We start from the raw sequence: 15342 nt of genomic DNA, 5'->3' as shown, positions 1-15342 counted from the left end.
GGCAGGAGGCGGCGCTGGCGGCCGATAATGGGGGTCATGAAATATCTGGTCGCCCTCGCCTTCCTGGGCATCCTGGCGAGTCTCGCGGTGGCGCTGTTCTTCATGCTGAGGGACGGGCGCAACGGCCGCGCCAAGAGCGGCGGCATGGTGCGCGCGCTCACGGTTCGGATCGGGTTGTCGGTGCTTTTGTTCCTCTGCGTGCTCCTCGCGTGGAAACTCGGCTACATCCAGCCCGGGGGCCTCCCGATCGGCAAGTAGGTGGTGCTCGTTCCACGAGATCCATGAAAAAAGCGCCTTGCGGCGCTTTCTTGTCGTGCCGTTGCCGATGCTCAAAGCCAATAGACCAGGAAGTAGAGGCCGAGCCACACCACGTCGACGAAGTGCCAGTACCAGGCGGCGCCTTCGAAGCCGAAGTGCCGTTCGGGCGTGAAGTGGCCGCGGCGCAGTCGCAGGGTGATGAAGAACAGCATCAGCATGCCGATGAACACGTGCAGGCCGTGGAAGCCGGTCAGCATGAAGAACGTGGAGCCGTAGGCGCCGGAGCTGAGCTTGAGGTTCAGTTCGGTGTACAGGTGGTGGTATTCGTAGCCCTGGACGCACAGGAAGGTGAAGCCCAGCAGCACGGTCAGCCACATGAAGCGCACGCTCTGCGCGCGATGGCCGGCACGCAGCGCGTGGTGGGCGATGGTCAGCGTGACGCCGGAACTCAGCAGCAGCGCGGTGTTGATGGTCGGCAGCCAGAACGGGCCGACGGTCTGGAAGGGCTCGACGATGCCGGCGGGCGAACCGGTCACGCCAGCCGCCGTGGTCGGCCAGACGGCCTTGAAATCGGGCCACAGCAAGGCGTTGTCGAGGCTGCCGAGCGCCGGCAGCGCGTGGGTGCGGGCCCACCACAGCGCGGTGAAGAAGGCGCCGAAGAACATCACTTCGGAGAAGATGAACCAACTCATGCTCCAGCGGAACGAGAGGTCGACCTTGTGGCCATACAGGCCGCCTTCGCTTTCGCGGATCGAGGCGCTGAACCAGACGTAGAGCGTGCCGAGCCAGATGATCATGCCGGCCAGCAGCGACCACATGCCCCATTGGTGGCCGTTGATCCACTGGGCCGCGCCCAGGATGACGAAGAGCAGGCCGGTCGCGGCCATGACCGGGAAGGCCGATGGCCCGGGCACGAAGTAGTAAGGCGTGGTGCCGTGGGTGGTTGAGCTCATTTCAGGTCCTGGTTTTCTTCTCTAGCTTCGATTTCTGTGGGATCTTGATTCAGGAGGCGGCCACCCAGCGCACCAGCAGGATCAGCGCGGCCACGAACAGCGCCACGGCGACGAAGGCGACCGCGATGATGTGCAGGGGATTGAGCTTCGCGAGGTCGTCCTGGTAGCCGCTGTTCTTGCGGATGCCGAAGAACGACCAGCAGACGGCCCTCACGGTCTGCCACAGCGACGCCTTGCGAGACAACGGCGAGACGCTCACGAGCGCGGCTCCGTTGCAGGCACGGCCAGCGCGCCGTTGGCGGCCACCGGGGCCGGCGGGGTCTTGCCGCCGACCTCGAAGAAGGTGTACGACAGCGTGATCGTCTTGACGTCCTTGGAGATCTTCGGATCGATCACGAAGGCGACCGGCCACTCTTTCTTTTCGCCCGGGTCGAGCGTGTACTGGTTGAAGCAGAAGCACTCGAGCTTGTTGAAGTAGGGCGCGGCCTGCTGCGGCGCGTAGCTCGGGATCGCCTGCGCCGCCATCCGGCGGTTCTGGACGTTCTGGAACTCGTACATGACGGTGTTGAGCTGGCCCGGGTGCACTTCCATCGAACGCTGGGCCGGCTTGAAGTCCCAGAGCCCGCGCACGTTGGCGTCGAACTCGACCGTGATGGTGCGGCTCATGTCGACCTGGGTGTTGTCGGGCACGCGCACCTGGTTGCCGCCGCTGGCGCCGCCCGGCACCTGGAGCTCCGAGAGCGCCAGGATGTTGATGCCGGTCATTTCGCAGATCGCGCGGTACATCGGCACCAGTGCATAGCCGAAGCCGAACATGCCGGCAGCGACCACGGCCAGCTTGCCGACCATGCGGACGTTCTCGCGGCGGATGCGTTGACCGATGCCCATGCCGTGCCCTCGTCGCGGCCTAGCGGCCGATCCAGACCATGCGGACGATGAATCCGACGAAGAACAGCAGCGCGATGGAGGCCAGCGTCAGCCCCATGCGGCGGTTGTTCCTTTTCTGCTCGGGCGTCATGTCGCGGCGCGCTTCAGCCGATCACCTTGGTCGCGGTGGGGTCCAGCCGCGGCGGGGTCTCGAAGGTGTGGAACGGCGCCGGCGAGGGGACTTCCCACTCGAGGCCTTCGGCCGCTTCCCACGGCTTCTGCGGGGCCTTCTCGCCCTTGCCGAGCATGGTCGGCAGCACGATGAAGAAGAAGAAGTAAACCTGCGCCAGGCCGAAGGCGAAGGCGCCGACGCTGGCCACCGCATTGAAGTCGGCGAACTGCATCGGGTAGTCGGCATAGCGGCGCGGCATGCCCGCCAGGCCCAGGAAGTGCATCGGGAAGAACGTGATGTTGAACGAGATCAGCGACCACCAGAAGTGGACCTTGCCGCGGGTCTCGTTGTACATCACGCCGGTCCACTTGGGCGCCCAGTAGTAGTAGCCGGCGAACATCGCGTAGAGCGAGCCGGCCACCAGCACGTAGTGGAAGTGGGCGACGACGTAGTAGGTGTCTTGCAGCTGGGTGTCGATCGGGGCGACCGCCAGGATCAGGCCGGTGAAGCCGCCCATCGTGAACACGAAGATGAAGCCGACCGCGAACAGCATCGGCGTCTCGAAGGTCATCGAGCCCTGCCACATGGTGGCGACCCAGTTGAAGATCTTCACGGCCGTGGGCACGGCGATCAGCATGGTCGCGTACATGAAGAACAGCTGGCCGGTGAGCGGCATGCCGGTCGTGAACATGTGATGCGCCCAGACGATGAACGACAGGATCGCGATCGACGAGGTGGCGTACACCATGGAGGCGTAGCCGAAGAGCCTCTTGCGTGAGAAGGCCGGCACGATCTGGCTGATGATGCCGAAGGCCGGCAAGATCATGATGTAGACCTCGGGGTGGCCGAAGAACCAGAAGATGTGCTGGTACATCACCGGGTCGCCGCCGCCGGCGGGGTTGAAGAAGCTGGTGCCGAAGTGGCGGTCGGTCAGCGTCATCGTGATGGCACCGGCGAGCACCGGCATCACGGCAATCAGCAGGTAGGCGGTGATGAGCCAGGTCCAGCAGAACATCGGCATCTTCATCAGGGTCATGCCGGGGGCGCGCATGTTGAGGATGGTGACGATGATGTTGATCGAGCCCATGATCGACGAGGCGCCCATGATGTGCATCGCGAAGATGCCGGCGTCCATCGAGGGGCCCATCTGCAGGGTGAGCGGCGCGTAGAGCGTCCAGCCGGCTGCCGGTGCGCCGCCGGGCATGAAGAACGAACCGACCAGCATCAGCGCCGCCGGGATCAGCAGCCAGAAGCTGAAGTTGTTCATGCGCGCGAAGGCCATGTCGGATGCGCCGATCTGCAGCGGGATCATCCAGTTCGCGAAGCCCACGAAGGCCGGCATGATGGCGCCGAACACCATGATCAGGCCGTGCATGGTGGTGAACTGGTTGAACAGTTCGGGGTTGACCAGCTGCAGGCCGGGCTGGAACAGCTCGGCGCGGATCAGCAGCGCGAGCACGCCGCCGACCATCAGCATGGTGAACGAGAACAGCAGGTACAGCGTGCCGATGTCCTTGTGGTTGGTCGCGAACACCCAGCGGCGCCAGCCGGCCGGTGCGCCGTGGTGGTCGTCGTGGGCATGGTCGTCGTGACCTGGTGCGTGGCCGTGGGGGTCGAGGACTGCGCTCATCTTGGGTTTCCTTGCAAACTCTGCGTGGGCGCCGGCTTACTTGGCCTTGGCGCGCTCGGCCAGCACTTCGGAGGGCTGCACCAGCTGGCCGGTCTTGTTCGACCAGGCGTTCTTGGTGAAGCTCACCACGGCTGCGATGTCGGTGTCGCTCAGCTGCTTCCAGGCCGGCATGGCGCCGTTGTTCTGGCCGTTGAGCACCACGTGGAGCTGCTTCTGGTGGTCGGCGTCGAGGACGGTCGGGGAACCGTCGAGCGCCTTGATCGGGCCGGCGCCGCGGCCGTTGGCCTGGTGGCAGGCCGCGCAGTTGGCCGCATAGACCTTCTCGCCGCGGGCCAGCATGTCGGGCAGGGTCCAGACCTTGGTCGGGTCGTCCTGCTTGGCGGCGGCTTCCTTGCGCTTGGCATCGACCCAGGCGGTGTAGTCGGCCGCGGCCAGCACCTTCACGTGGATCGGCATGTAGGCGTGTTCCTTGCCGCAGAGCTCCTGGCACTGGCCGTAGTAGTCGCCGACCTTCTCGGCCCGGAACCAGGTGTCGCGCACGAAGCCGGGGATCGCATCCTGCTTGACGCCGAGCTGCGGCACCGCGAAGGCGTGGATCACGTCGTTGGCGGTGGTGATGATGCGGATCTTGGCGTTGACCGGCACCACCAGCGGGTTGTCGACCTTCAGCAGGTAGTCGTCGGGCATGTCGCCGCGGGCGCCGGCGTTGGACATCGCGCGCTGCGAGCTGTCGAGCGTCGAGATGAAGGACAGGCCCTCGCCCTCGCCCTTCAGGTAGTCGTAGCCCCACTTCCACTGGTAGCCGGTGGTCTTGATGGTGAGGTCGGAGTTGGTGGTGTCCTTCTGGGCCACCAGCACCCGGGTCGCCGGCAGCGCCATCAGGATCACGATCAGGAAGGGCACGATGGTCCAGATCACCTCGACCACCACCGATTCATGGAAGTTGGCGGCCTTGTGTCCGACCGACTTGCGGTGCTTCCAGATCGAATAGAACATGACCGCGAACACGGCCACGAAGATGACCGTGCACAGCACCATCATCACCGTGTGCAGGAAGTGCTGCTCCTGGGAGATCTTGGTCACGCCGATGGGGAGGTTCAACTGACGAACCGACGGACCGCCGGGCAGGTCGTTGACTGCGTGCGCCGCGCCGCTGAACGCCGCGCCGGCCGCCAGCAGCAGATTCGCCGGCCACATCTTGTTCCGCCAATTGCTCTTCATCGTGTTCACTTCTTCATTTTCCTGTTAACCCCACCGGTCCCCACGGTGCGTCATTGCGCGCGCCCCCTCAGGCGGCCCGCAATGCCATGCGAATCTCGCGCGCCAGCGCCGCGCGCAACTCCGGACGCACATAGCGCCCCACCCTGACCGAACGACCCTGACCCGAGACCTCGATCAGCGAACGATCGCTGTCCTGGGGCTCGACCCGCACCTGGTGCGGCAAGAATTCCGTGCGCTCGTAGTGCCCGCCGTTCTCGAGTTCGACCACCAGCCTGCCGCCCTGCAAGGCGATCTTCTCGCCATCGGTCGCGTGCCGCGCATAAAGCACGAACGCGAACCCGACCGCGGCGAGTTCGAGCCACGCGAACGGCAACACGAGCCGCGCGCCGTTCAGCCAGAAGACCGTCCCGATGCCGAGCGACACCACGCAGAGCGACGCGTAGAGCCAGCCGAGCTGGCTCGGCGTGACCGAGCAGTTGCGCTTCAGGAACCAGTGGATGCTCTGGCCAGAAACAGTGGCAAAACGAAACACGGAATTCGACACGGGCGAGTTCAGCAAATCGGTGCGTCGACGACTGTCAAAAATGAATCGGACAGGCCTCGATCACGGGACAATACCCGGGAGTTCACGCAGCGCCGAATTGTAGCGGGTCAACCGAGCGGGCCTCAGTTGCCTACACGACCTCGCTGCAGCATGGAACGCATTTCCCGCAAGGACACTGCACTTTCCGCAGACAGCGCGACACGGGGGGCCGGTTTGAAGGCATGCCCGTAGATGATCTCGAAGGTCAGCCCGATCCGCCCGCCGCCCTCCTCGGCCGGCGCCAGCTCGGGCAGGGCGGCGCCGAGCGCGCGGCGCCACTCCCTGCCGCGCAAGGCCGGAAAGCGGGCCGGGTGCAGGTTGCGCCCCAAGGTGCGCAGCTCGGCCAGGGCGGCGTCGGCGCTGGTCCAGGTCAGCACGATGCGCTCCATGTCCATCACCGGTTCGGCGAACCCGGCGCCGACCAGCATGTCGCCCCAGTCGTGCATGTCGGTGAACTCGTGGCTGGCCGGCGGCCAGCCGAGCTGCCGGTGCAGGGCCCGCAGTTCCATCAGCGTGTCGGGCCCGAAGCAGGAGAACATCAGGAAACCGTCGGTGGCGACCCCCCGGTGCCAATGCGCGATCAGCGCCTGCGGGTCGGCCGCCATGTGCAGCGCCATGTTGGCCCACAGCAGGTCGACGCCGTCCTCGGGCGGCGGATCGAAGCTGGGCCGGGCGCCCTGCCAGCGGCGCGCGGTCCACCACGGCGCGCTCAGCGACCGGGCGGTGGCGGCGGCCAGCACGGGATCCGGCTCGATCACGTAGGGCGTGGCATCCCGGTAGCGGCGCGCGACCAGGCCGTGGGCTTCCAGGCCGCCGCGCAGGGGCGACCAGTCGGCCCAGTGGCGCGGCTTGGCCGTGATCCATTGCAGCCGATCTTCCATCCGGCGGCCGATTTCCTCATGAAGCCAGGGGGATTGCGAAGCCGGCGCCAGCCGGCTCCAGCGACCGGCCGCCGTGGCATCGATGGTCGGCGGGCGCTGTGCGGAGTCGGTGGGCATGGGGCGCTGAGTATATTGACGGATGTTCAAGCCCTGGGCGGCACGGCCTTTCTCGGCCCTGGCGGCACGACTGCCGGGCCAGTGCGCGGTCTGCCGCGCCTGGCCCGCGGCGTCGATCTGCGAGGCCTGCGTGGCTCGTTTCGCGGCGCCGGTGGCACGCTGCCCGACCTGCGCGCTGCCGTTGGGCCCGGGCGACACCCGCTGCCGCGACTGCCAGCGGCAGCCGCCGCCGCTCGACGCCTGCCTGGCGGCCTGCGCCTATGCGTGGCCGTGGCCCGAATGCATCTCGGCCTTCAAATTCCATGGCGATGCCGGACGCGCGGCACCCTTGGCGACGCTGATGCGCAGCGCACCCTGGGTCGAGCCGGCGCTGGAACAGGCGGACACCGTGCTGCCGATGCCGCTGGCGCCGGCCCGCTTGCGCGAGCGCGGCTTCAACCAGGCGTACGAGCTGGCGCGGCGGCTGGCGCCGGACAAGTGCGATCCCCGGCTGCTGCTGCGCACCCGCGACACCGCGCCGCAGAGCGGCCTCGCGCGACAGGACCGGCTGCACAACCTGAGCGACGCCTTCGCGCTCGATCCGCGGCGCCCCGGGGCGGTGCACGGCCGGCGCCTGGTACTGGTCGACGACGTCATGACCAGCGGCGCCTCGCTGTACGCGGCGGCCGAGGTCCTGCGGGCCGCCGGCGCCGCCCGCATCACCGCGATCGTGCTGGCGCGGACCGACGCGCCGGACTGATTCGGGCGGCGACCGACAATCGCGCCATGTTCCATATCGTTCTCGTCGAACCCGAGATTCCGCCCAACACCGGCAACGTGATCCGGCTGGCGGCCAACACCGGCTGCACCCTGCACCTGGTCGAACCGCTGGGCTTCTCGATGGATGACCGCCTGCTGCGCCGCGCCGGACTGGACTACCACGAGCACGCGACCCTGCTGCGCCACGCCGATTGGCAAACCCTGCTCGACACCCAGCAACCGCCGCCGGACCGGATGTTCGCGCTCACCACGCGCGGCACGCAGCGCGTGCACGACGTGGCTTTCAGGCCCGGCGACTGGCTGGTGTTCGGATCGGAGACCCGCGGCCTGGCGCCCGACCTGCGCGAGCGCTTCGCCCCGCCGCAGCGGCTGCGGCTGCCGATGCGCGAGGGCCAGCGCAGCCTCAACCTGTCGAACGCGGTGGCGGTGACGGTGTTCGAAGCCTGGCGCCAGAACGGCTTCGGCTGAGCTACTTGTACCGCCGGACGACGGACTCGGCGACGCAGGCCGGTTTCGGCGAGCCTTCGAGCTCGATCGTGGTTTCCCAGGTCATCTGCAGCCCGTCGTTCGGAATCGGCTCGGAGGCCAGCAGCTTCATGCGGCCCCGCACCCGGCCGCCGACCGGCACCGGCGTCATGAAGCGGACCCGGTTCAGCCCGTAGTTGACCCCCATGCGCGACTCGGCGACGTCGAACGCGGCTTCATAGAGCCGCGGCAGCAGCGACAGGGTCAGGAAGCCGTGCGCGATCGGGCCACCGAAGGGGCCGGCCTTGGCGCGTTCGACGTCGACGTGGATCCACTGGTGGTCGCCGGTCGCCTCGGCGAACTGATTGACTTGCTCTTGGGTGATGGTGATCCAGTCGCTGACCGCGACTTCCTGGCCGACGCACGCGGCAAGGTCCTGGAGGGTCTGGAAGGTCTTTTTCATCGCGTCACTGTAGCGGCGCGCCGGCACCCCTCCTGTCCACGCCGGGACATCGGGGCTCGGGGTAAACACGGACTCAGGCGTCCAGCCAGTCGATGATCGGCTGCCATTGCTCCAGGTCGCGCTGCACCCGCCCCGGCGCGATGTCGAACAGGGTCAGCCCGCGGGCCGCCAGCTGGACATAGTTCTGGGTGTCGCGCAACTCGCCGAGCACCGGCACGCCGAGGCCGGACACGAACTCGCGCAGCCGGTCCGCGGCCAGCGTGCGGGCGTCGACCCGCATGCCCACCAGGGCAATCTGGGTCTTGCCCGCGTGGCGGTTGGCGAGCAGCTTGTCGAGGAAATCGCGCGTGGCGTAGATGTCGAAGATGCTCGGCTGCAAGGGCACCAGCACCTTGTCGGCCAGCGCCAGCGCCTCCTTGAAACGCGATCCGTGCAGCCCAGCGGGGGTGTCGATGACCGCATGGGTGGTGCCGCGGGGCGGCCGAACCACGCTGCCGTCCTCGGACGCCTCCCAGCTCAGGATCTGCCGCGCCTGCGACGGCCGCAGCCCGAGCCACAGCCGCGACGACTGCTGGCGGTCGATGTCGCCCAGCATCACGGCATGACCGCGGCTGGCCATGTAGCCCGCGATATGGGTGGCGAGGGTGGATTTTCCGACGCCGCCCTTGGGATTGGCGACCAGGACTACCGGCATGTTGGACTCCGACAGGCTGAACAAAGGCGCCATGGTAGCCGCGCGCGAAGCGCCCCGGAGTGCGCTAATGTTCGCGCCATGTCGACAAACACCAACAACAACAGTCCGGCGCGCATCTACGTGGTTGCCGCCCATCCGCATTGGCGCGAATCGCGCGTCAACCGCCGTCTGCTGGAAGCCGCTCGGGCCACGCCAGGCGTCGACGTCAACGATCTCTACGACACATACCCCGACTACGCCATCGACGTCAAGGTCGAGCAGGCCCGTCTGGCGCGCGCCGACCTGCTGGTGCTGCTGCATCCGATCCAGTGGTACTCGATGCCGGCGCTGCAGAAGCTCTGGATCGACGACGTGCTCGACTACGGCTGGGCCTACGGCACCGGCGGCCGGGCCCTGGAGGGCAAGGACTGCTGGCTGGTCGCGACCACCGGCGGCCCCGAGGGCAGCTACCACCCGCAAAGCTACAACCGCTATTTCTTCGACGCCTTCCTGCCGCCCTACGAGCAGACCGCGGCGCTGTGCGGCATGCGCTTCCTGCCGCCGCTGCTGTTCCACGGCGCCCGCAGCGCGCCCGCGGCCGAGGTCACGGCCCACGTCGAGGTCTTCAAGGAGCGGCTCCTGAGCTATCCGGACTGGCCGGAACTCGAGGGGCTCGACGTCTGCGTCAGCTGCCCGGTGCCCGAGATCGACCGACCGACGGCCCAGGAGGAAAGCTGAGCATGGAGCACGCACCCGCCTGGCTCATCAATACGCTGATCTACCTGGGCGCCGCGGTGCTCGTGGTGCCGTTGTCGAAGGCACTGGGGCTCGGCGCCATCATCGGCTACCTGGTGGCCGGCATCGCGATCGGGCCGTGGGGCCTGGGCCTGGTCACCAACGTCGAGGACATCCTGCATTTCGCCGAGTTCGGCGTCGTCCTGATGCTGTTCCTGGTCGGCCTCGAGCTCGAACCCAAGCGGCTGTGGAGCCTGCGGCGGCCGATCTTCGGCTGGGGCTCGGCCCAGGTGCTGGCCTGCGCCGCGGTGCTGTTCCTGGTCGGCTTCGCCGCGGGCGCCGACTGGCGCGTGTCGCTGGTGGCGGCGCTCGGGCTGGCGCTGTCGTCGACCGCGATCGCGCTGCAGGTGTTCGCCGAGCGCAACCTGCTGCTCGCGCCCAGCGGCCAGGCCGGCTTCTCGATCCTGCTGTTCCAGGACGTGGCGGCGATCCCGATCCTGGCGCTGCTGCCGTTGCTGGCGATCGGCTCGGCGGCCGGACCGGCCATGACCGGCTGGGAGCGCACCTTCGAGGGCTTGAAGATCGTCGGCGTGATCGCCGCCATCGTGGTCGGCGGCCGGCTCGCCTTGCGCCCCCTGCTGCGCTGGATCGCGCGCAGCAACACGCCCGAGATCTTCACCGCCACCTCGCTGCTGCTGGTGGTGGCGATCGCCGCGCTGATGCAGTTCGTCGGCCTGTCGATGGCGCTCGGCGCCTTCCTGGCCGGCGTGCTGCTGGCGGAGAGCGAGTACCGGCGCGAGTTGGAGACCGACATCGAGCCTTTCAAGGGCCTCTTGCTCGGCCTGTTCTTCATCGCGGTCGGCATGAGCATCGATTTCGGCGTGCTGCTGGAGCATCCCGCGCTGATGGCGCTGGTGGTGATCGCCTTCCTGGCGGTCAAGTTCGTCGTCATCTACGCACTGGCGAAGGCGATGGGGGTGCCCTACCAGCAGCGGCCGGTGTTCACGCTGCTGCTGGCGCAGGGCGGCGAATTCGCCTTCGTGGTGTTCCAGGCCGCCGGCCCCGACGTGCTGCCGCATGGCGTCGCCTCGTTCCTGATCGCCGCGGTGGCGCTCTCGATGCTGGTCTCGCCGCTGCTGCTGGTGGCGATCGACAAATGGGTGCTGCCGCGCTTCGGCGCCCACAAGCCGACGACGATGGAGGAGATTTCCGAGCAGCAGGACGCCAAGGTGGTGATCTGCGGCTTCGGGCGCTATGGCCAGATCATCGGCCGGCTGCTGACCGCGCAAAGCGTGCGCATCACGGTGCTCGACCACGACCCCGACACCATCGAGGCGCTGCGCGAATTCGGCATCAGCGTGTTCTACGGCGACGCCACCCGGCTCGACCTGCTGCGCACCGCGGGTGCCGGCACGGCCCAGGTGCTGGTGGTCGCGGTCGACGACATGGAGCAGTCGCTCAAGATCGTCGACCTGGCGCAAAAGCACTTCCCGCAGGCCAGGCTGGTGGTGCGGGCGCGCAACGTCACGCACTACTACCAGTTGCTCGACCGCAAGGTGGAGTTCGTCGAGCGCGAGCTCTTCGAGTCCTCGCTGCGCAGCGCCCGCTCGGTGCTCGAGGCCATCGGCTGGCCGGCCCACGAGGCGCGCGAGGACGCGATGCGCTTCCGGCGCCGCAACATCGAGCTGATGCTCGAGACCTACCCGCACTACAAGGGCGACCGCGCCCAGCTGATCGCGGTGGCCAAGAAGGGCCGCCAGCAGTTCCAGGAGCAGATGGCGCGGGAACGCGAGGAACGGCGCCAGCGCAGCGGCGCCCACTGGGACCGCGACAAGGTCGAGGAAGAGCGCCTGCCCTGAACCCGAGGCCTACTGGTCAAGCTTGAGCAGCCGCACCGCGTTGCCCTTGAGGATGCCCGGTATCACCTCGGGCTTGAAGCCGGCGTCCTCGAAGTCCTTGAGCCAGCGGTCGGGCGTGATCAGCGGATAGTCGCTGGCGAACAGCACCCGGTCCTTGAGCAGCGTGTTGGCGTACTGCACCAGCTGCTTCGGGAAATACTTCGGGCTCCAGCCCGAGAGGTCGATCCACACGTTCGGCTTGTGGGTCGCGACGCTGAGCGCCTCGTCCTGCCACGGGAAGCTCGGGTGCGCCATCACGATCTGCATGTCGGGGAAGTCGATCGCGACGTCGTCCAGGTGCATCGGGTTGCTGTACTCCAGCCTGAGGCCGCCACCGCAGCGCATGCCCGAACCGATGCCGCTGTGGCCGGTGTGGAAGACGGCCGGCAGCGCGTATTCGGCGATCACCTCGTAGATCGGCCAGGCCATCTTGTCGTAGGGGTGGTAGCCCTGCACCGTCGGGTGGAACTTGAAGCCCTTGACGCCGTGTTCCTCGATCAGCCGGCGGGCCTCGCGCGCGCCCATCTTGCCCTTGTGCGGGTCGATGCTGGCGAAGGCGATCATGATGTCGGAGTTCTTCTGCGCGGCCTCGGCGATCTCCTCGTTCGGGATCCGGCGGCGACCCATGTTCGACTCGGCATCGACCATGAACATCACCAGCCCGATCTTGCGCTCGCGGTAGTAGTCGATGCTTTCCTGGATGGTCGGGCGGCGGCCCGACTTGAAGTATTTGTCGGCGGCGCGGTCGTACTCTTCGCCATAGTTGTCGAAGGGGTTCCAGCAACTCACCTCGGCGTGCGTGTGAGTATCGATCGCGATCAGGTTCTGGTGGTCCATGGGGGTTGTCTCCGAACGGTTTGAAGCCTAGGGTAAATCCTTACGCCACACAGCGTCATGCGGCTTGAATTGATTATTTTTCATAACCATAATCGATCGTACTCCGGAATGCAATCATGACCTCCAACGACCTCCACCTCGACATCCAGGACGACATCGCCATCATCCGCCTCGCGCGGGGTGCCAAACGCAACGCGCTGTCCGACGGCCTGATCCTGGCACTGCGCGACGCTTTCGAAAAGCTGCCCTCCACCGTGCGTGCCGCGGTGATCGATGGCGAGGGTCCACATTTCTGCGCCGGCCTCGACCTGTCCGAGCTGAAGGAGCGCGACGCCGGCCAGGGCCTGCGGCATTCGCGCATGTGGCACGCGGCGCTCGAGCTGGTGCAGCATGGCCCGGTGCCGGTGGTGGCGGCGCTGCACGGCGCGGTGGTCGGCGGCGGGCTCGAACTGGCGAGTGCCTGCCACATCCGGGTGGCCGACAGCACCACCTTCTACGCGCTGCCCGAGGGCTCGCGCGGCATCTTCGTCGGCGGCGGCGGCTCGGTGCGCATTCCCAAGCTGATCGGCGCCGCCCGCATGACCGACATGATGATGACCGGCCGGGTCTACAACGCCGAGGAGGGCGAGCGCGCCGGCTTCGCCCAGTACCTGGTGCCCGAAGGCACGGCCTTCGACAAGGCGCTGGAGCTCGCGAAGCGCGTGGCGACCAACGCGCCGCTGACCAACTACGCGCTGATGCACGCGCTGCCGCGCATCGCCGAGCAGCCGGCCGACCACGGCTTCTTCACCGAAGCGCTGATGGCCGGCATCGCGCAGGCCGCGCCCGACGCCAAGGAGCGCGTGCGCGCCTTCCTGGACGGCAAGGCGGCCAAGGTCCAGAAAAGCTGAGACTCACCGAGGAATTCCCCATGCAAGCCCCCCGTCCGACGACCCAGACGCCACGCTATCGGCCCGTGACTTTCGGCGTGCGCCGCGTCAACGTGCGCGAGGGCGCGGCGGGCGTGCGCTACCTCGAGGCCGCCGAGCCGCTCGGCCCCTACGCCGAACGCATCACCGACCGCTTCATGCACTGGGCCGAGACCGAGCCCGACCGCAGCTTCATGGCGCGCCGCGAACAACTGCCCGACGGCAGCACCGGCGAATGGCAGCACCTGAGCTACGCCCGGGCGCTGCAGGACGCCCGCCGCATCGGCCAGGCGCTGCTGAACCGCGGCCTGGACGCCCAGCGGCCTGTCATGATCCTGAGCGAGAACAGCCTGGAGCATGCCCAGCTGGCGCTCGGCTGCATCTACGCCGGTGTTCCGTACTGCCCAGCCTCGCCCGCCTACTCGACCGTCAGCCAGGACTACGAGAAGCTGCGCCACATCGTCGACACGCTGACCCCGGGGCTGGTGTTCGCGAGCGACGGCGCGCGCTACGGCCGCGCCATCGCGGCGGCGGTCCCGGCCGATGTCGAGGTGGTGCTGCAGCGCGGCCACGGCGGTGCCGGCGATCCGGGCACGGCCGCCCCCGAGCTGGCCGGCCGCGCCCTCACCGCCTTCGACAGCCTGCTCGCCACGCCCGCCACGCACGCGGTCGACGCCGCCATGGCGGCCACCGGGCCGGACACGATCACGAAGTTCCTGTTCACCTCGGGCTCGACCAAGATGCCCAAGGCGGTGGTCAACACCCAGCGCATGTGGTGCGCCAACCAGGTGCAGATCGCGCAGTCCATGCCGGCCCTCGCGGAGGAGCCGCCGGTGCTGGTCGACTGGCTGCCCTGGAACCACACCTTCGGCAGCAACCACAACGTCGGCATCACGATCTACCACGGCGGCACGCTCTACATCGACGACGGCAAGCCGACGCCGGCGGGCATGGCGGAGACGCTGCGCAACCTGCGCGAGATCGCGCCGACCGTCTACTTCAACGTGCCGACCGGCTTCGAGGCCATCGCGCAGGCCATGCAGACCGATGCGCAGCTGCGCCGGACGCTGCTCTCGCGGGTGCGCATGTTCTTCTATTCCGGCGCCGCGCTGGCGCAGCCGATCTGGGACCTGCTGCACCAGATCCAGGAAGCCGAGATCGGCGAGCGCATCGTGATGGCGACCGGCCTCGGCATGACCGAGTCGGGCCCCTCGGCGATGTTCATCAACAGCCCGGACGTGCGCGCCGGCGACGTCGGCGTTCCGACGCCCGGCATGACGCTCAAGCTGATCGATGTCGACGGCAAGGTCGAGGTGCGCTACCGCGGCCCCAACGTCACGCCGGGCTACTGGCGCTCGCCGGAAGCCACGCGCGAGGCCTTCGACGAAGAAGGCTTCCTGTGCACCGGCGATGCCGTGCGCTGGATCGACGACGCCGACATCCACCGCGGCCTGCGCTTCGACGGCCGCATCGCCGAGGACTTCAAGCTCGCCACCGGCACCTTCGTGAGCGTCGGGCCGCTGCGCGCGAAGATCAACACCGCCGGCGCGCCCTACGTGCACGACGCGGTGCTGACCGGCATCAACCTGAAGGAGGTCGGCGCGCTGATCTTCCCGACCCCGGCGATCCGGACGCTGGCCGGCCTGGCGCCCGAGGCAACCCTGCAGCAGGTGGTCGAGAGCGCGCCGGTGCAAGCCTGGCTGCAGCAGCTGCTGGACACGCTGGCCGCCGCCAGCACCGGCAGCGCCAACCGCATCGCGCGCGCCCACATCGTTTCCGAGCCGCCCTCGATCGACAGGGGCGAAGTGACCGACAAGGGCTCGATCAACCAGCGCGCCGTGCTCAAGCACCGTGCGGCGCTGGCCGAGGCCCTGCATGACGGCACGCTGGCGTTCACGCTCAAGCCCACCTGATACTTTGCG

Annotated in this window: 18 protein-coding genes; 7 read left to right on the top strand and 11 right to left on the bottom strand. The window is 67.8% G+C overall.

Translation table 11 applies throughout. The features are described 5' to 3' along the window. Positions 1–36: 36 nt before the first annotated feature. Positions 37–258, top strand: a complete 222-nt coding sequence (locus QZH52_RS09240; protein WP_286525382.1) for a twin transmembrane helix small protein — start codon at positions 37–39, stop codon at positions 256–258. Between the two features lie 71 nt (positions 259–329). On the opposite strand, the gene QZH52_RS09235 is transcribed toward QZH52_RS09240, so the two are convergent. From QZH52_RS09235 to QZH52_RS09200, 8 genes are all read right to left on the bottom strand, one after another. Beyond that, positions 330–1211: a cytochrome c oxidase subunit 3 gene (locus QZH52_RS09235; RefSeq protein ID WP_301807161.1), complete on the bottom strand. Its 882-nt coding sequence runs from the start codon at positions 1209–1211 to the stop codon at positions 330–332. Positions 1212–1260: 49 nt separating this feature from the next. Continuing rightward, on the bottom strand, positions 1261–1470 hold the full coding sequence (locus tag QZH52_RS09230) for a DUF2970 domain-containing protein (protein WP_286525386.1): 210 nt from the start codon (positions 1468–1470) through the stop codon (positions 1261–1263). Continuing rightward, on the bottom strand, positions 1467–2099 hold the full coding sequence (locus tag QZH52_RS09225; RefSeq protein WP_301807158.1) for a cytochrome c oxidase assembly protein: 633 nt from the start codon (positions 2097–2099) through the stop codon (positions 1467–1469). The genes QZH52_RS09230 and QZH52_RS09225 overlap by 4 nt, the downstream gene beginning before the upstream one ends. Before the next feature lie 19 nt (positions 2100–2118). Beyond that, positions 2119–2229, bottom strand: a complete 111-nt coding sequence (locus QZH52_RS09220) for a cytochrome oxidase small assembly protein (protein WP_286525389.1) — start codon at positions 2227–2229, stop codon at positions 2119–2121. Positions 2230–2242: 13 nt separating this feature from the next. Next, positions 2243–3880 carry a cytochrome c oxidase subunit I gene (gene ctaD, locus QZH52_RS09215; protein ID WP_301807151.1) on the bottom strand — a complete coding sequence of 546 codons (1638 nt, stop codon included), beginning with the start codon at positions 3878–3880 and terminating at the stop codon, positions 2243–2245. Between the two features lie 36 nt (positions 3881–3916). Further along, positions 3917–5101 (bottom strand): cytochrome c oxidase subunit II, encoded by a 1185-nt coding sequence (gene coxB / locus QZH52_RS09210; RefSeq protein WP_301807148.1) that lies wholly within the window; start codon positions 5099–5101, stop codon positions 3917–3919. 67 nt (positions 5102–5168) lie between these two features. Then, positions 5169–5645, bottom strand: coding sequence for a DUF2244 domain-containing protein (locus QZH52_RS09205; protein WP_286506034.1), 477 nt, complete (start codon positions 5643–5645; stop codon positions 5169–5171). Between the two features lie 122 nt (positions 5646–5767). After that, a complete protein-coding gene (locus tag QZH52_RS09200) occupies positions 5768–6682 on the bottom strand; it encodes a methyltransferase domain-containing protein (protein WP_301807145.1) in 915 nt (304 codons plus the stop codon). Between the two features lie 22 nt (positions 6683–6704). Here QZH52_RS09200 and QZH52_RS09195 point away from each other — a divergent pair, with 22 nt between their 5' ends. Both QZH52_RS09195 and QZH52_RS09190 read left to right on the top strand, forming a co-directional pair. Next, entirely contained in the window at positions 6705–7421 is a 717-nt protein-coding gene (locus QZH52_RS09195; protein WP_301807142.1) for a ComF family protein, read from the top strand. Positions 7422–7447: 26 nt separating this feature from the next. Further along, a complete protein-coding gene (locus QZH52_RS09190) occupies positions 7448–7909 on the top strand; it encodes a tRNA (cytidine(34)-2'-O)-methyltransferase (RefSeq protein ID WP_301807140.1) in 462 nt (153 codons plus the stop codon). Between the two features lies 1 nt (position 7910). On the opposite strand, the gene QZH52_RS09185 is transcribed toward QZH52_RS09190, so the two are convergent. Beyond that, a complete protein-coding gene (locus tag QZH52_RS09185) occupies positions 7911–8369 on the bottom strand; it encodes a MaoC family dehydratase (protein ID WP_301807139.1) in 459 nt (152 codons plus the stop codon). Between the two features lie 73 nt (positions 8370–8442). Further along, positions 8443–9063 carry a ParA family protein gene (locus tag QZH52_RS09180; protein WP_301807137.1) on the bottom strand — a complete coding sequence of 207 codons (621 nt, stop codon included), beginning with the start codon at positions 9061–9063 and terminating at the stop codon, positions 8443–8445. 78 nt (positions 9064–9141) lie between these two features. Between QZH52_RS09180 and kefF the strand changes: the two genes are divergently transcribed. Together kefF and kefC are read left to right on the top strand one after the other, a co-directional pair. Beyond that, entirely contained in the window at positions 9142–9780 is a 639-nt protein-coding gene (kefF, locus tag QZH52_RS09175; protein ID WP_301807135.1) for a glutathione-regulated potassium-efflux system oxidoreductase KefF, read from the top strand. Between the two features lie 2 nt (positions 9781–9782). Then, the gene (gene kefC / locus QZH52_RS09170; protein WP_301807132.1) at positions 9783–11636 is read left to right on the top strand and encodes a glutathione-regulated potassium-efflux system protein KefC; all 1854 of its coding nucleotides are present in this window, start codon (positions 9783–9785) and stop codon (positions 11634–11636) included. A 9-nt stretch (positions 11637–11645) separates the two neighbouring features. On the opposite strand, the gene QZH52_RS09165 is transcribed toward kefC, so the two are convergent. Continuing rightward, on the bottom strand, positions 11646–12512 hold the full coding sequence (locus tag QZH52_RS09165; protein ID WP_301807129.1) for an amidohydrolase family protein: 867 nt from the start codon (positions 12510–12512) through the stop codon (positions 11646–11648). A gap of 116 nt (positions 12513–12628) precedes the next feature. Here QZH52_RS09165 and QZH52_RS09160 point away from each other — a divergent pair, with 116 nt between their 5' ends. Continuing rightward, complete coding sequence (locus tag QZH52_RS09160) at positions 12629–13402, top strand: crotonase/enoyl-CoA hydratase family protein (protein WP_286525407.1); 774 nt, start codon at positions 12629–12631, stop codon at positions 13400–13402. Positions 13403–13422: 20 nt separating this feature from the next. Continuing rightward, positions 13423–15333, top strand: a complete 1911-nt coding sequence (locus tag QZH52_RS09155; RefSeq protein ID WP_301807125.1) for a feruloyl-CoA synthase — start codon at positions 13423–13425, stop codon at positions 15331–15333. The last annotated feature ends 9 nt before the right edge of the window (positions 15334–15342 follow it).

The organism is Variovorax ginsengisoli (assembly GCF_030486595.1).
In the GTDB taxonomy this organism is placed as follows: domain Bacteria; phylum Pseudomonadota; class Gammaproteobacteria; order Burkholderiales; family Burkholderiaceae_C; genus Variovorax; species Variovorax ginsengisoli_B.
Note: the sequence above shows the minus strand (reverse complement) of the source record. Positions and strands in the feature narration are given on the sequence as shown.

Excerpts from the sequence above, each read along its gene's own strand:
- QZH52_RS09240 (WP_286525382.1), top strand. The coding sequence starts at position 37 with ATGAAATATCTGGTCGCCCTCGCCTTCCTGGGCATCCTGGCGAGTCTC.
- QZH52_RS09235 (WP_301807161.1), bottom strand. The coding sequence starts at position 1,211 with ATGAGCTCAACCACCCACGGCACCACGCCTTACTACTTCGTGCCCGGG.
- QZH52_RS09225 (WP_301807158.1), bottom strand. The coding sequence starts at position 2,099 with ATGGGCATCGGTCAACGCATCCGCCGCGAGAACGTCCGCATGGTCGGC.
- QZH52_RS09220 (WP_286525389.1), bottom strand. The coding sequence starts at position 2,229 with ATGACGCCCGAGCAGAAAAGGAACAACCGCCGCATGGGGCTGACGCTG.
- ctaD (WP_301807151.1), bottom strand. The coding sequence starts at position 3,880 with ATGAGCGCAGTCCTCGACCCCCACGGCCACGCACCAGGTCACGACGAC.
- coxB (WP_301807148.1), bottom strand. The coding sequence starts at position 5,101 with ATGAAGAGCAATTGGCGGAACAAGATGTGGCCGGCGAATCTGCTGCTG.
- QZH52_RS09200 (WP_301807145.1), bottom strand. The coding sequence starts at position 6,682 with ATGCCCACCGACTCCGCACAGCGCCCGCCGACCATCGATGCCACGGCG.
- QZH52_RS09195 (WP_301807142.1), top strand. The coding sequence starts at position 6,705 with ATGTTCAAGCCCTGGGCGGCACGGCCTTTCTCGGCCCTGGCGGCACGA.
- QZH52_RS09190 (WP_301807140.1), top strand. The coding sequence starts at position 7,448 with ATGTTCCATATCGTTCTCGTCGAACCCGAGATTCCGCCCAACACCGGC.
- QZH52_RS09185 (WP_301807139.1), bottom strand. The coding sequence starts at position 8,369 with ATGAAAAAGACCTTCCAGACCCTCCAGGACCTTGCCGCGTGCGTCGGC.
- QZH52_RS09180 (WP_301807137.1), bottom strand. The coding sequence starts at position 9,063 with ATGCCGGTAGTCCTGGTCGCCAATCCCAAGGGCGGCGTCGGAAAATCC.
- kefF (WP_301807135.1), top strand. The coding sequence starts at position 9,142 with ATGTCGACAAACACCAACAACAACAGTCCGGCGCGCATCTACGTGGTT.
- kefC (WP_301807132.1), top strand. The coding sequence starts at position 9,783 with ATGGAGCACGCACCCGCCTGGCTCATCAATACGCTGATCTACCTGGGC.
- QZH52_RS09165 (WP_301807129.1), bottom strand. The coding sequence starts at position 12,512 with ATGGACCACCAGAACCTGATCGCGATCGATACTCACACGCACGCCGAG.
- QZH52_RS09160 (WP_286525407.1), top strand. The coding sequence starts at position 12,629 with ATGACCTCCAACGACCTCCACCTCGACATCCAGGACGACATCGCCATC.
- QZH52_RS09155 (WP_301807125.1), top strand. The coding sequence starts at position 13,423 with ATGCAAGCCCCCCGTCCGACGACCCAGACGCCACGCTATCGGCCCGTG.